Origin of the sequence: Embleya sp. NBC_00888, assembly GCF_045207655.1 — a bacterium.
Classification (GTDB): Bacteria; Actinomycetota; Actinomycetes; order Streptomycetales; family Streptomycetaceae; genus Embleya.
The window spans coordinates 1,362,988-1,377,393 of the sequence record NZ_CP108784.1 but is presented as its reverse complement, the minus strand read 5'-3'; the positions used below and the strand labels follow the sequence as shown (position 1 = coordinate 1,377,393).

Here is a 14,406-nt window from a genome sequence, read left to right as displayed (position 1 = left end):
GGGGAGGGAACACATGCTCGATCACCTGCGCCGAATACGTTCCGAGGGTGAGAAGTCCGTCTCCATGCTCTCGGATCTGCCGATCGGCGGGCTGCTGCTCAGCGTGCCCAGGTCCGTGGGGTTCGGGCTGCGCTCGTACGTCCGCTCGTTGCGCGCCGAGCGCCGCCGCTATCCCGACATGCCGACCGTCTTTCCCACCCCGGGACTGGTCTCCGCGGCCTTCCTGGACGAGCTGGTGGTCGCGCTGCTGGCGACCGGTCGCCTGTCGCCGGATCCCGGGGACGCCTCGCGCATCCGCGAGGAGATCGCCGACGCGGTGCACAAGTTCCGCGCCGAGACCTATCTGGACGACCCGACCCTGTTCCATCCCGAGCCGCCGGAGCTGATCGATCCGGTGGTGCGGGGCAGGCTCTACGGCACGATCGGGTACGAACAACTGGCCTTCGACAGCGAGTACGTGCCCTGGGCCGGCGTTCCGGGAGCCACCCGCTGGCAGGCGGCCGGCGCGAATCAGCGGGTGTGGGCGTACGTGCTGCGCCACCCGGGCAAGCCGCGGCCATGGCTGGTGAACCTGCACGGCTTCGGCATGGGGCGCCCGGGCGACCTGGCCGCGTTCCGCTCCCAGCGGCTGCACCGCGAGCTGGGCGTCAACGTGATCCACCCGGTGTTGCCGATGCACGGGCCGCGCAAGAGCGCGCGCGCCCAGGACACGCCGTTCATCTCGTTCGACTACCTCGGCAACGTGCACGGTCTGGGACAGGCCGTGTGGGACGTGCGCCGCTGCCTGGACTGGATCCGCCGGCAGGGGGACACCCCGATCGCGGTGCACGGGCTCTCGCTGGGCGCGTACGTGGCCGCGCTGCTCGCGGGTCTGGAGGACCTGGACTGCGTCATCGTCGGCGTCCCCTCGGTCGACATGGCGTGGGTGATGTCGCACCACGCACCCGAGGGCATCAAACGCGAGGTGCGCGCGGCGGGCCTGCTCGGCGACGAGGCCGAGACGGTGCACCGCGTGGTCTCGCCGCTGGCGGTGACGCCCCGGGTGCCGTTGGACCGCCGCTTCGTCTATGCCGGCCTGGCCGACCGCATGGCCACGCCGCAGCAGGCGTATCGGCTCTGGAAGCACTGGGAGGAACCATCCGTCTGCTGGTACCGCGGCTCGCACATCGGAGCCATGTGGAACCGGGAGGCGCGCCGCTTCATCGAGGATGCCCTGACCTCGTCGGGCATCGGGAGGAGGAACACCTGGTGAAGCTCTCCGGTCTGGATTCGGCTTTCCTGGCCCTGGAGTCGCGGGAGTGGCCGGCGCACGTGGTCTGCCTGACCATCGTCGACGCCTCCGACACCGGGGGTCGCGTCGATCGCGACGCCTTCAAGCGCACGCTGGCCGCACGGCTGCCCCGGTTGCCGCTGCTCGGTCGCAAACTGGTTCAGGGCCCGTGGGGGCTGGCCCGGCCGCACTGGGTCGAGGACCCCGACTTCGAGCTCGAGAACCATCTGCACCGGGCCACCCTCGAGGCCCCGGGCGGCCGGCGCGAACTCACCGCCATGGCCGAGGAGATCTACCGGCACCGGCTGCCCCGGGACCGGCCGCTGTGGGACTGGTGGATCGTCGACGGCCTGGAGAACGGGCGGGTCGCGCACCTGTGGAAGGTGCACCACGCGTGCATCGACGGCCGTTCCGGTGCCGCCATGCAGGAGATCTTCTTCGACGCGGACCCGAACGCCTCGGCCGAGTCCGAGGGCGTCCCGGCGTTCGCGCCGGGCGAGGTGGTCGAACCGCCGCAGGGGTGGGAGGCGGTGCGCGAGGGCGCGCTCTCGCTGGCCGGGACGCCGGCCCGGGTGGGCCGGCAACTCGGGCGGCTGGGGCAGGGTGTCGTGCAGGCCGCGCTGACCGGGCGACTGGGACGGGCGCTGCCGCTGAACGTGCCGCGCACCCGCTACAACGAGCCGATCGGCAAGCGGCGTTCGTATGGCTTCTGCACCGTGTCACTGTCCGACGTCAAGCTGGTCAAGAACGCGTTCGGGGTCAAGGTCAACGACGTGGTGCTCGCGATCGTGGCCGGCGCGCTGCGCGAACAGCTACACGGCCTGGGGGAGTTGCCCGAGCGGGAGTTGGTCGCCACGGTGCCCGTGGACGCCACGCGAGGCGGTGAGCGCGCGGGCGGCAACATGATCAGCGGGATGCTCGTGGGATTGGCCACCGATGTCGCGGAGCCCGCCGAGCGGCTGTTGTGCATCCACGAGAACTCCAACGCGGCCAAGGCCGTACAAAGCGCGATGGGCAGCGAGTTGCTCACCGGCCTCGCCGAGGCGCCGCCGCCGGCCGTGCTCGGTCTGCTCGGCGGCCTGTACCGCGACGCGCGACTGGCGTCCGTACTGCCCGCGTTGTGCAACGCCACCGTGTCGAACGTGCCCGGTCCGCGCGTGCCCCTGTACGCCCACGGTCAGAAGGTGGAGGCATTCCATTCGATGGGCATCATCGCCGACGGCTTCGGATTGTTCATCGGTGGCATGAGCTACCACGACCAGATCGACATCGGCGTGCTGGCGGACAAGGAGGCGCTGCCGGATCCGTTCGCGTTGGCCGACAGCATCGTCGAGCAGCTCAACCTGCTGCTGAAGGCCGCCGACGAGGTCGCGCCGGCGGCGGTGGTGCACGATGTGCCCGCCGATCCGGAGCCGGAGCCGGTGTCGGAGTCGCAGCCGGAGTCGGTGTCGGTGTCGGTGGAGGCGGTCGAGGTGATCGAGATGGTGACCGAGGCAGCCGAGTCGGCCGAGGCGGGCCCGACGCGCCCGGCTCCCGCGGTGCCCGTGCCGGGCGAAGTCGGGTCGGGGAAAGGAGAGTCCGTGCCGGAGTCGGTCGCGGCCGCGATCAAGGTGCCCGGGCCCAGGCGCGGCCAGGCGGCCCGCAAGTCCGGTGCCGGCGCGGGCAAGGGTGGCGGCAAGGGCGCGAGCATGAGCGCGGCGGCCAAGCCCGCCGGCAAGACCGCGGCGCGCCGCGAACCGGCGAAGTCCCGTACCGCCGGCGTCGAGGCGGGTCGCGCGTGAGCAGAACGGCACTGGTCACCGGCGCCAACTCGGGACTGGGACTGGCCACCGTGCTGGCGCTGGCCGAGGCGGGCGTACGCACGGTCGGCACGGTGCGCTCCGCGGCGAAGGCGCAGGCGGTCGCCGAGGCGGCGGCCGAGGCCGGGGTCGAGGTGCGCACCGTGCTCCTGGACATCACCGACGCGGCCGCCGGCAAGGACGTGATCGAGGACGTGCGCCCGGACATCCTGGTCAACAACGCCGGTGGCACCTCGTTCGCGCCGGTGCTCGACGTGTCGGAGGAGGACGCCCGGCACCAGATGGAGACCGCGCTGTTCGGCCCGATGAGGTTGGCCCGCATGGCCATCCCGCACATGCGCGAGCGCGGCTGGGGCCGGGTGGTGCAGGTCTCCTCGCTCGCCGGGCAGATCAGCTATCCGCTGCTGGGCTGGTACCAGGCCGGGAAACACGCGATGGAGGCGGTCTCCGACGCGCTGCGGGTGGAGGTGGCCGGCGCCGGGGTCGACGTCGTGGTGGTCTCGCCCGGCGGCTTCCGCAGCGGCGTCACCGACACGATGGCCGAGGCGGTCGAGCGGCACCGGGGCGGCCCGTTCGCGACCGCCTTCCGGCGCATGGACCTGGGCTTCTCGATCATGAAGCCGCTGTGGAGCGAGCCGGGGACGGTGGCCGCCACGATCGTCGAGGCGGCCACCACCACATCGCCCAGGTCGCGGTACGTGGTGGGCGCCGACGCGCACCTGACCCTGCTCGTGCACCGGGTCACCGAGCCGTTCTCGACGGTGCGGGCGATCAAGGAGGGAGTGGTGCGCCGGGTCACCGGCCTGTAGCGGGCCGTGGGGACGATCCCCGATCGCCCGAACGAGCGTACTTTCCCGAACCGGTTGCCTGAACGGCGGATTGCGCGTAGGTGAGGGCCGGGTAGAAGTCCGGGAAAAGCCGTGTGGAACAGTGACGAATGCAGGGTTCAGGCGAGTGTTCGAGAAGGGGACAACCCTCCCCCTTCGCGGAGGCACTGTGACATGACGCTGCGGCACACACATCCGCACGGTGATCAGGGCGATCAGGGGAGCAATCCGATGGGGCAGAACGTGGGCATCGGCACGGCGGACGTATCCGACGCCGAGCAGATCCTCAAGCTTCAGTACCTCTGTTACCAGGGCGAAGCGGCCCTGTACAACGACTACGGCATCGAGCCGCTGACGCAGAGCCTGGAGAGTCTGCGCGCCGAGTTCGAGACGCACACCGTTCTGGTGGCGCGACTGGGCGATGAGATCGTCGGTTCGGTGCGCGGCACCATCGAGGACGGCGTGGCCCGGATCGGCAAACTGGTCGTGCACCCTCGGCTGCAGCGGCACATGCTCGGCACCCGGCTGCTGCGCGCGATCGAGGAGAAACTGGCCGACGCGGCCGAGTACGAGCTGTTCACCGGCCACCGCAGCGAGAACAACCTGCGGCTGTACGAGCGGCTGGGGTACGTCTCCGGCCGGGTCGAGAAGATCAGCCCCCGGCTGAGCCTGGTCTACCTGCGCAAGACGGCCGTCCTCGCGGCCTGAGCAAACCCTCGCGACACCCCCGAAGCCCCGGTGACCATGGAATCCATGGCCATCGGGGCTTCGTCGGCTTCGGTCGCAGGTGCCCCGGTGGGATGACATTTCCATTGCGGGGTGTGTGTCTGCTTTAATCGCATCATGTTCACGACGGCTCACACATCCGGCACCGCGGCTACCGCCACGGGTTGTCGTCGCATGTGCCGTTCGTGTCAGATCTGTCGAATGTGTGGCTGTTGAGGATCTGAGGGCCTGATCCCTCTCCCGGGCCGAGCGCTCCGCGCCCCCGGTGTCATCCCCGCCATGCCCCCTGTGTGACGAAATCGCGCGGCCCTTCGTCGGGCCCGATTCGGCACGCGCATCCAACCGAGGACTTACGGTGATCCGTACCACTGCCCTGAGCAAGGTCTATCGCAGCCGAGAACGGCAGGTGACCGCGCTCGACAACGTCGACCTGCACGTGCGTGAAGGCGAGATCTTCGGCGTGCTCGGTCGCAGCGGCGCCGGCAAGAGCACCCTGATCCGCTGCCTGAACCTGCTGGAGCGCCCCACGTCGGGCACCGTCGAGGTGGGCGGGCGCGACCTGACCGCGCTGTCCGCGAGCGCGCTGCGCGCCGAGCGGCGCGGCATCGGGATGATCTTCCAGCACTTCAACCTGCTCTCCAGCCGCACCGTCGCCGGGAACGTCGCGGTCCCGCTGGAGATCGCCGGCATCCCGCGCCGGGACCGGGCCCGGCGGGTGGCCGAACTGCTGGACCTGGTCGGCCTGTCCGAGCACGCCAAGGCGTACCCCGCGCAACTGTCCGGTGGGCAGAAGCAGCGGGTGGGCATCGCCCGCGCGCTCGCCGCCGAACCGCGGGTGCTGCTGTCCGACGAGGCCACCTCGGCGCTCGACCCGGAGACCACCCGCTCGATCCTGGCGCTGCTGCGCGACCTGCGCGACCGGCTCGGCCTGACCATCCTGCTGATCACGCACGAGATGGACGTGGTCAAGAACATCTGCGACTCGGCGGCCCTGATGGAGGGCGGCCGGATCATCGAGTCCGGGACGGTGGGCGAACTGCTCGGCCGGTCCGACTCGCGGCTGGCCCGGGAGATGTTCCCGCTGGGCACGCCGGGCGTGCTCGAGGGCCGCACCGTGGTGGACATCACCTTCCGCGGCGAGGAGACGGCGCAGCCGTTCATCTCCACCCTCGCGCGCACCTACAACGTGGACGTCAACGTGCTGGGCGCGGCCGTGGAGAGCGTCGGCGGACGGCAGATCGGCCGGATGCGGATCTCGCTGGACGGCACGTTCGAGCACAACGTGGTGCCCATCGGCTACCTGCGCGAGCAGGGCCTGCAGGTCGACGTGGTCGACGAGGGCCCGAGCACCCCCACCGAGTCGGACGCCGACGTCGCCGCCGCGGACGGCGTGGCGCTCGCGGGCAAGGAGATCTGAAGATGACCTGGTCCGAGATGCGGCCACTGCTGGAGACCGCGACCCAGGAGACGCTGTACATGGTCGGCGTCGCGACGCTGATCACCGTGCTGATCGGGTTGCCGATCGGGCTCCTGCTCGTGCTCACCGACCGGGGCGGACCGCTCGCGTTCGCGCCGGCGAACAAGCTGCTCGGACTGGTGGTCAACGTGGGCCGCTCGGTCCCGTTCCTGATCCTGCTGGTCGCGCTGATCCCGTTCACCCGATGGGTGACCGGGACCACGATCGGCACCGACGCCGCGATCGTGCCGCTGACCGTGGGCGCCATCCCGTTCTTCGCGCGCCTGGTGGAGACCGCGGTGCGCGAGGTGGATCGGGGGCTGATCGAGGCCGCGCAGTCGATGGGCGCGAGCACGATCACCATCGTGCGCAAGGTGCTCGTGCGCGAGGCGGTGCCCTCGATCATCTCCGCGATCACCGTGACCATCGTCGCGATCGTCGGCTACTCCGCGATGGCGGGCGTGGTCGGCGGCGGCGGGCTCGGCGACCTGGCCATCCGCTACGGCTACCAGCGGTTCGAGACCAACCTGATGCTCGTGACCATCGCGGTGCTCGTCGTGCTGGTGCAACTCGTGCAATTCCTCGGCGATCTGCTCTCCCGCAGGCTCGCCCACCGATAAGGCGTCCGTCCCCGGACCTGTTCCAGGACGCGAGGCGACCCACGCCCGCGTACTCCGTACCACCAGGAAAGGCACTCTTCGTGCGTATCAACAAGTTCGTCGCGCTCACCGCCGTCGCCGCCCTCGGACTCGGTCTCGCCGCCTGCGGCAGTGACGACAAGAAGGGCTCGTCCGCGTCCGACCCGCTCAAGGTCGCCGCCTCCTCCGTCCCGCACGCGCAGATCCTGAAGTACATCAAGGACAACCTCGCCGGGAAGGAGGGCCTGAAGCTGGACGTCAAGGAGTTCGCCGACTACACCCAGCAGAATCCGGCCCTGGACGAGGGCAACGTCGACGCCAACTTCTTCCAGCACAAGCCCTACCTGGAGGAGTTCAACAAGGAGAAGAAGACCAGCCTGGTTCCGGTCGTGCCGGTGCACCTGGAACCGCTGGCGCTCTACTCCAAGAAGGTCAAGTCGCTCGCCGAGCTCAAGGAGGGCGCGACCGTCGCGTTCCCCAACGACGCCACCAACGGCGGTCGCGCGCTCAAGCTGCTCGCCGACAACGGCGTGATCAAGCTCAAGGACGGCGCGGGCACCACGGCGACCGAGAAGGACGTCGTGGACAACCCGAAGAAGCTCAAGTTCAAGGCCATCGAGGCGGCCCAGCTGCCCCGCGCGCTGGACGACGTGGACGGCGCGGTGATCAACGGCAACTACGCGCTGGACGCCAAGCTGACCCCGGGCAAGGACGGCATCGCGGTGGAGAAGGCGGAGAACAACCCGTACGCGAACGTCCTGGTGGTCAAGAAGGGCAAGGAGAACGACCCGCGCGTGCAGAAGCTGGCCAAGCTGCTGAACTCGCCCGAGGTGAAGAAGTACATCACCGACGAGTACAAGGGCAACGTGCTCCCCGCGTTCTGAGCCGCGTACCGCGCGAACACCACGGCCCCCGTCGCAAGGCGGGGGCCGTGGCGCGTCCGAGGGCGTATGAGAGGCTGTCGACGACAGCAGGGAAGGAATCCGGCGTATCGCGCGGAGCACCTTCGGGCCCGGTGTCGAGGTGTGTTCGCGTTCTCCACGAGGGTTCGGGCACTCCTCGACACCGGAACATCCGACGGAGGCGGCGCGGTGCGGCAACCCGGAGCGGTCCCGCCACTGTGAACGCGCGCCGTCCGGCGGGCGTGAGCCAGAGACTTGCCGCTGTCCGGGGCCCGGGTCACGGGTCCCGCCACCGACCAGGGCGTGGACACCCGAGGGAGGCCGACGGCGCATGCCTGCGTGCTTTGTGACAACCTGCGGCATATCGAGCGGTTCGGGGCGGCGCGGATGAGCGCCGCCTACCCCTTCTCCGCGATCGTCGGCCTGGCCGACCTGCGGCTGGCGCTCGTCCTCAACGCGGTCTCGCCCGCCGTCGGCGGAGTGCTCGTACGCGGCGAGAAGGGCACCGCCAAGTCGACCATGGTCCGCGCCCTCGCCGGTCAGTTGCCCGAGGTCGCGGTGGTGCCCGGGTGTCGTTTCTCGTGTGATCCGGCCTCCCCGGACGGGCAGTGCCCGGACGGTCCGCACGACCCGGCGATCGCCGGGACCGCGCGCGCCGCGCGGCTGGTCGAACTGCCGGTCGGCGCCAGCGAGGACCGACTGGCCGGCTCGTTGGACATCGAACGTGCCCTGACCGAGGGCGTCAAGGCGTACGAGCCCGGCCTGCTGGCCGCCGCGCACCGGGGCGTGCTCTACGTCGACGAGGTCAACCTGCTGCACGACCACTTGGTGGACCTGCTCCTGGACGCGGCCGCGATGGGCACCTCGCACGTCGAGCGCGAAGGGGTGTCCGTGCGGCACGCCGCGCGGTTCCTGCTCGTGGGCACGATGAACCCGGAAGAGGGCGAGCTGCGCCCGCAGTTGCTCGACCGCTTCGGGCTCACCGTCGAGGTCGCCGCCAGCCGGGAACCGCGCGAGCGGGCCGAGGTGGTGCGCCGGCGGTTGGCGTACGAGGCCGACCCCGGCGCGTTCGCGGCCCGCTGGGCGCACGAGGACGCCGACCTGGCCGAGCGCATCCTGCGCGCCCGGACGCTGCTGGCCGACGTGCTGCTGCCGGACGCCGAGTTGGAGCGGATAGCGCGCGTGTGCGCGTCGTTCGAGGTGGACGGGATGCGCGCGGACCTGGTCACGGCGCGCACCTCGATCGCGCTGGCCGCGTGGCACGGCCGCACCGAGGTCACCGCCGAGGACGTGCGACAGGCCGCGCTGCTCGCGCTGCCGCACCGACGGCGGCGCAACCCGTTCGACGCGCCGGGGCTGGACGAGGAGCACCTCGACGAGGCGCTGCGCGACCCGGACGAACCGGAACCCGAACCGGAGCCCGAACCGGAGCCGGAGGGGGACGGGCCGGACGGCGGTGGGTCGCCGCCGCCGGACGTGGACGGCTCGGACGGGTCGGGCAACGCGGCCCGGGCGCCCGAGCGGACCGAGGCGGCGCCCACCTCGGCGCCCGGTACCGAGGACGCGCCCGTCGAGGGCGCGCCCACCGCCTCGGGCGGCGGGCCGGAACAGGCCGCCGTGGCGGCGGCCGAGCCGTATCGCACCCGGCTGTTCGCGGTGCCCGGTGTGGGGCAGGGCGCGGCCGGGCGGCGCTCGCGCGCGCGGACCGCGAGCGGGCGCACCACCGGCTCGCAGGTCGCGGCCGGCCGGGTGACCCGGCTGCACGTCGCGGCCACGGTGCGCGCGGCGGCGCTGCACCAGAAGGCGCGTGGGCGTACCGGCGCGGGGCTGCTGTTGCGGCGCGCGGATCTGCGCGAGGCGGTCCGCGAGGGCCGCGAGGGCAACCTGGTGCTGTTCGTGGTCGACGCGTCCGGGTCGATGGCGGCGCGCAAGCGCATGCGCGCGGTCAAGGGCGCGGTGTTGTCCCTGCTCCTGGACGCCTACCAGCGACGGGACAAGGTCGGCCTGGTCACCTTCCGGGGCGCGGACGCCTCGCTGGTGCTGCCGCCGACCTCCTCGGTCGAGATCGGCGCGGCCCGACTGGCCGCGCTGCCGACCGGCGGACGCACCCCGGTGGGCGCCGGACTGCTGCGCGCGCACGAGACGTTGCGGGTGGAGCGGCTGCGCGATCCGCTGCGCCGGCCGCTGGTGGTCGTGGTCACCGACGGTCGGGCGACGGGCGGCCGGGACGCGCTGGGCGAGAGCCGGCGCGCGGCGCGGTTGTTGGCGGCGACGGGGGCCGCCTCGTTGGTGGTGGACTGCGAGAGCGGTCCGGTGCGGCTGGGACTGGCGGCACGGCTGGCCGGCGACCTGGGCGGGCCGGTGGTGACACTGGACGAACTGGCCGCCGACGGCCTGGCGGGGCTGGTCCGGGACGTGCGTTCGGTGGCTTGATCCGGTCGGGTGACCGGGCCCGCGCCGGCCGGTCGGGGTTCGCCCCGGCGGGCGGCCGGGCGACTGTAGGAGACCTGCCTCGACGTTTTCATGGACACAGGGAGATCACCATGCCGCAAGGCGTTCCCACGCATGTTCCCGCCGACGGGCTGACCACGCGTCAGCGTCGGAACCGGGCGTTGGTCGTCGTGCACACCGGGCCCGGCAAGGGCAAGTCCACCGCCGCGTTCGGACTGGCCCTGCGCGGCTGGAACCAGGGCTGGCCGATCGGGGTGTTCCAGTTCGTGAAGTCGGCGAAGTGGAAGGTCGGCGAGGAGACCGTGCTGCGCACCCTCGGGCGGGTGCACACCGAGACCGGCGAGGGTGGTCCGGTCACCTGGCACAAGATGGGCGAGGGCTGGTCCTGGATCCAGCGCGAGGGCACCCAGGAGGACCACGCCGAGGCGGCCCGGCAGGGCTGGGAGCAGATCAAGCGCGACCTGGCCGCCGAGACCTATCGGGTGTACGTGCTCGACGAGTTCACCTACCCGATGAAGTGGGGCTGGGTGGACGTGGACGAGGTGGTCGCGGTGCTGCGCGACCGGCCCGGCAGTCAGCACGTGGTGATCACCGGCCGCGACGCCGACCCGCGGCTGATCGAGGCGGCCGACCTGGTCACCGAGATGACCAAGATCAAGCACCCGATGGACGCGGGACAAAAGGGCCAGCGAGGCATCGAGTGGTGAGTGGTCCGGCGCTGCCGCGCGTGGTGATCGCCGCACCCGCCTCCGGGCACGGCAAGACCACCGTCGCCACCGGGCTGATCGCGGCGTTCACCCGGCGCGGCGACACGGTCTCACCGCACAAGGTGGGGCCGGACTACATCGACCCCGGCTATCACGCGCTCGCGGCCGGCCGGCCCGGGCGCAACCTCGACCCGTTCCTGGTCGGCGAGGAACGGATCGCGCCACTGTTCGCGCACGGCGCGCGCGGCGCCGATCTGGCGGTCGTCGAGGGCGTGATGGGCATGTTCGACGGCGCGGCCGGACGCGGTGGGTACGCCTCCACCGCGCACGTCGCGCGCCTGCTCGCGGCGCCGGTGATCCTGGTCGTGGACGCGCGGGCGCAGAGCCGCTCGGTGGCCGCGCTCGTGCGCGGATTCGACGCGTTCGACCCGGACGTGGGCGTGGCCGGGGTGATCCTGAACCGGGTCGGCTCGGATCGGCACGAGAGCATGCTGCGCGAGGCGCTGGACGAGATCGGTATGCCGGTCCTGGGTGTGCTGCGCCGGCACGACGCGATCGCCAAGCCCGCCCGGCATCTGGGCCTGGTCCCGGTCGCCGAGCGGCACACGGACGCCGTGCGCACGGTGGACGCGCTCGGCGAACTGATCGCGCGCAGCGTGGACCTGGCCGAGGTGCGGCGGATCGCGGCGAGCGCGGGAGCGCTGCCCGACGCGCCGTGGGACCCGGTACGCGAGGTGGGCGGCGCGATCCCCGGGCGGCCCACGATCGCCGTCGCGGGCGGCTCGGCGTTCACCTTCGCGTACGCCGAGACCGCCGAACTGCTCGACGCGGCCGGGGCGGACGTGGTCACCGTCGACCCGCTGCGGGACGAACGGTTGCCGACGGGCACGGCGGGACTGGTGGTGGGCGGCGGATTTCCCGAGGTGTACGCGGCGGAGCTGGCCGCCAACACGAGCCTGCGCGCGGACGTGGTGGCGCTGGCCGCGCGCGGCGGCCCGATCGCGGCCGAGTGCGCGGGGCTGCTGTACCTGGCCCGGACCCTGGACGGCGCGCCGATGTGCGGCGTGCTGGACGCGGACGCGCGGCTGACCGAACGGCTGACCCTGGGCTATCGGGAGGCGACGGCCGCGCACGACTCGGTGCTCGCCGAGACCGGTCGAGTGGTCCGGGGACACGAGTTCCACCGCACGACGCTCACCCCTCGGGCCGGGCGCCGAGCGGCGTGGAGCCTGGGCGACTCCGGTCTGGAGGGGCACATCGCCGGGTCGGTGCACGCGTCGTACCTGCACACGCACTGGGCCGGCGCGCCCGATCTGGCCCGGCGGTTCGCGCACTCCTGCGCGCTCGCGGTCGAGCCGACGGGCGCGGGTGCGGTGGGTGCGCGGGGGCGAGTCCCGGGCGGCGCGGGCGGGTCGCCGGTCACCGACCGGAGGGAAGAGACCACGCTCGGGCGGTGATCGGCGCAACCCGCGACGGCGGGGTGGACGTCGTGTCGGGTGTACGGGCACCCCGTCGGGGATGTCATCGCATGATCACGCGCGGGACCCCCGGGGTTCGGCACGGCGAGGGGATGGCCATGGCTGATCGGGTGACCGTGATCGGGTACGACGGCGGACCGCTGTCGGCACCGGCGGTGGAGGCGATCCGGACGGCGACCCTGGTGGCCGGTCCGGAACGGCTGTTGGCCGCCGTCACGGTGCCCGAGGGCGCGGAACGGGTGGTGCTGGGCAACGTGCACGTGGCCGCGCAGCGGATCGGCGCGCATCGCGGCATAGCGGTCGTGCTGGCCGTCGGTGACCCGGGGTTCTTCGGCATCGTGCGGTTGTTGCGCCGGCCCGAGTACGGCCTGGAGTTGGAGATCGTGCCCGCCGTCTCCTCGGTCGCGCGGGCCTTCGCCCGGGCCGCGATGCCCTGGGACGACGCGCGGGTGGTCAGCGCCCTGGGCCGGGACGTGCGGCGCGCGGCGAACGTGTGCCGGGCGTTCGGGAAGGTCGCGGTGCTCACCGGTCCCGGCGCGGGTCCGGCCGAACTCGCCGCGCTGCTCCCGGATGTGCCGCGCACGTTCGTGGTGTGCGAGCGCCTGGGCACCGAGCGGGAGGAGATCTCGATGGTCTCCGCCGAGCACGCGATGGAGCACGAGTGGTCCGACGTGGACGTGGTGATCGTGATCGGGCCGGCTCCGCGCGCGGGTGCGGCGGCGGGCTGGCTGGCCGGTGAACGCCCGGGCTTTCCCGGCCCGGTGCGCGGGTGGGCGATGGCGGAGGACGCGTACGCGCATCGCACCGGCGCGATCACCCGTGCCGAGGTGCGCGCGTTGGCGGTGGCCCGAATCGGCCCCAGGCTCGGTGATCTGGTGTGGGACATCGGGGCGGGCAGTGGTTCGGTGGCCGTCGAGTGCGCGCGGCACGGCGCGGCGGTGGTCGCGGTCGAGCGGGAGGCGTTCGGGTGCGATCTGATCGCCGAGAACGCGAGCCGATTCGGGGTCGAGATACAGGTGGTGCATGGTAAGGCGCCCGAGGTGTTGTCCCGGTTGCCGCTGCCGGACGTGGTGTTCGTGGGCGGCGGCGGACCCTCGACGGTGGCCGCGTGCGCGGCGCGGCGGCCGGAGCGGATCGTCGCGGCGATGTCCGAGGTGGATCGGGTGGCCGAGGCGCGCGCGGTGCTGGAGCGGGCGGGCTACACGGTGGAGGGATGCCTGCTCCAGGCCTCGCGGTTGTCGCCGGTGAACGGCGGCGCGCAGCGGCTGGAGGCGGCGCATCCGGTCTTCGTGGTGTGGGGGGATCGTTCTTGACGGGGGACGGGGTGTGGGGCGCGCGGACGGCCGGTTCGGGGGCGGGTGTCGCGGCGGTGGGTGCTTCGGCGGAGAGCGGTCCGGCGGTGGGTACTCCGACGGAAGGTGCTTTGGCGGAGGGGGCTCCTGTGAGGGGTGCTCCTGCGAAGGGTTCTTCGGTGGAAGGTGCTTCGGTGGAAGGTGCTTCGGCGGTGGGTGTTCCCGCTGAAGACGCCCGGGTGGAGGGCGCTTCGGTGGAGCGTGCTTCGGTGGGTCGGGTTTCGGCCATGGAGGGTGGCGCGGGGTCGGTCGGGCGGGATCTGGTGGTCGGGGTCGGGGTGGCGCGCGGGGTGGGCGCGGAGGAGGTGCGCGCGAGCGTGTGCGCCGTGCTCGCGCGGGCCGGTCTGGAGCGTTCGGCGGTGCTGGCGCTGGTGACGGTGGCGGCCCGGGCGGACGAGCCGGGGCTGGTCGCCGGGGCGGAACTGCTGCGGCTGCCGCTGTTCGCCCGTGCGGCGGGGGAACTGGCCGAGGTGCCGGTGCCGCATCCGAGCGAGCGGGTCCGGGCGGCGGTCGGGACGCCGGGCGTGGCCGAGGCCGCCGCGTGTCTGGGGCCGGTATCGGGCGCGCCGGTGGGCGAGTTGCTGGTGGCCAAGACGCGCGGCGTGGGGGAGCGGCCGCGCTGTACGGTGGCGGTCGCCCGACACGGTCGCGCGGTCGACGCGGTGGCCGCCGGGCGTGCCGACGCGGGTTCGGGGCCGGCGGGTGGGTCGGTCGACACGCGGGTGGGGCAAAAAACGTCATGATCGATGCGGAAATGGGCGGACTCGGCGGTAGGGCGGTCGAGTTCGCGCGGCGAAACG

Annotated in this window: 12 protein-coding genes; all 12 read left to right on the top strand. The window is 72.4% G+C overall.

The features are described from left to right. Positions 1-13: 13 nt before the first annotated feature. The 12 genes from OG948_RS05375 (at position 14) to OG948_RS05320 (ending at position 14,349) form a co-directional block, all read left to right on the top strand. A complete protein-coding gene (locus OG948_RS05375; RefSeq protein ID WP_406294244.1) occupies positions 14-1,252 on the top strand; it encodes an alpha/beta hydrolase family protein in 1,239 nt (412 codons plus the stop codon). Beyond that, a complete protein-coding gene (locus tag OG948_RS05370; RefSeq protein WP_406294243.1) occupies positions 1,249-3,051 on the top strand; it encodes a wax ester/triacylglycerol synthase family O-acyltransferase in 1,803 nt (600 codons plus the stop codon). The genes OG948_RS05375 and OG948_RS05370 overlap by 4 nt, the downstream gene beginning before the upstream one ends. Further along, positions 3,048-3,878, top strand: coding sequence for an SDR family NAD(P)-dependent oxidoreductase (locus OG948_RS05365; protein ID WP_406294241.1), 831 nt, complete (start codon positions 3,048-3,050; stop codon positions 3,876-3,878). Before OG948_RS05370 ends, OG948_RS05365 begins: the two co-directional genes overlap by 4 nt. Before the next feature lie 249 nt (positions 3,879-4,127). Beyond that, complete coding sequence (locus tag OG948_RS05360; protein ID WP_406294240.1) at positions 4,128-4,604, top strand: GNAT family N-acetyltransferase; 477 nt, start codon at positions 4,128-4,130, stop codon at positions 4,602-4,604. 373 nt (positions 4,605-4,977) lie between these two features. Next, the gene (locus OG948_RS05355; protein WP_406294238.1) at positions 4,978-6,039 is read left to right on the top strand and encodes a methionine ABC transporter ATP-binding protein; all 1,062 of its coding nucleotides are present in this window, start codon (positions 4,978-4,980) and stop codon (positions 6,037-6,039) included. 2 nt (positions 6,040-6,041) lie between these two features. Further along, a complete protein-coding gene (locus OG948_RS05350) occupies positions 6,042-6,698 on the top strand; it encodes a methionine ABC transporter permease (RefSeq protein ID WP_360306263.1) in 657 nt (218 codons plus the stop codon). Positions 6,699-6,778: 80 nt separating this feature from the next. Continuing rightward, the gene (locus tag OG948_RS05345; RefSeq protein ID WP_395872138.1) at positions 6,779-7,600 is read left to right on the top strand and encodes a MetQ/NlpA family ABC transporter substrate-binding protein; all 822 of its coding nucleotides are present in this window, start codon (positions 6,779-6,781) and stop codon (positions 7,598-7,600) included. Between the two features lie 405 nt (positions 7,601-8,005). Continuing rightward, entirely contained in the window at positions 8,006-10,051 is a 2,046-nt protein-coding gene (locus tag OG948_RS05340; protein WP_406294236.1) for a putative cobaltochelatase, read from the top strand. Between the two features lie 110 nt (positions 10,052-10,161). Next, entirely contained in the window at positions 10,162-10,776 is a 615-nt protein-coding gene (gene cobO / locus OG948_RS05335) for a cob(I)yrinic acid a,c-diamide adenosyltransferase (RefSeq protein ID WP_395872142.1), read from the top strand. Further along, positions 10,773-12,233: a cobyrinate a,c-diamide synthase gene (locus OG948_RS05330; protein WP_406294235.1), complete on the top strand. Its 1,461-nt coding sequence runs from the start codon at positions 10,773-10,775 to the stop codon at positions 12,231-12,233. Before cobO ends, OG948_RS05330 begins: the two co-directional genes overlap by 4 nt. 119 nt (positions 12,234-12,352) lie before the next feature. After that, a complete protein-coding gene (gene cbiE, locus OG948_RS05325) occupies positions 12,353-13,567 on the top strand; it encodes a precorrin-6y C5,15-methyltransferase (decarboxylating) subunit CbiE (RefSeq protein WP_406294233.1) in 1,215 nt (404 codons plus the stop codon). Between the two features lie 191 nt (positions 13,568-13,758). Then, entirely contained in the window at positions 13,759-14,349 is a 591-nt protein-coding gene (locus OG948_RS05320) for a cobalamin biosynthesis protein (protein WP_406294231.1), read from the top strand. Positions 14,350-14,406: the final 57 nt, after the last annotated feature.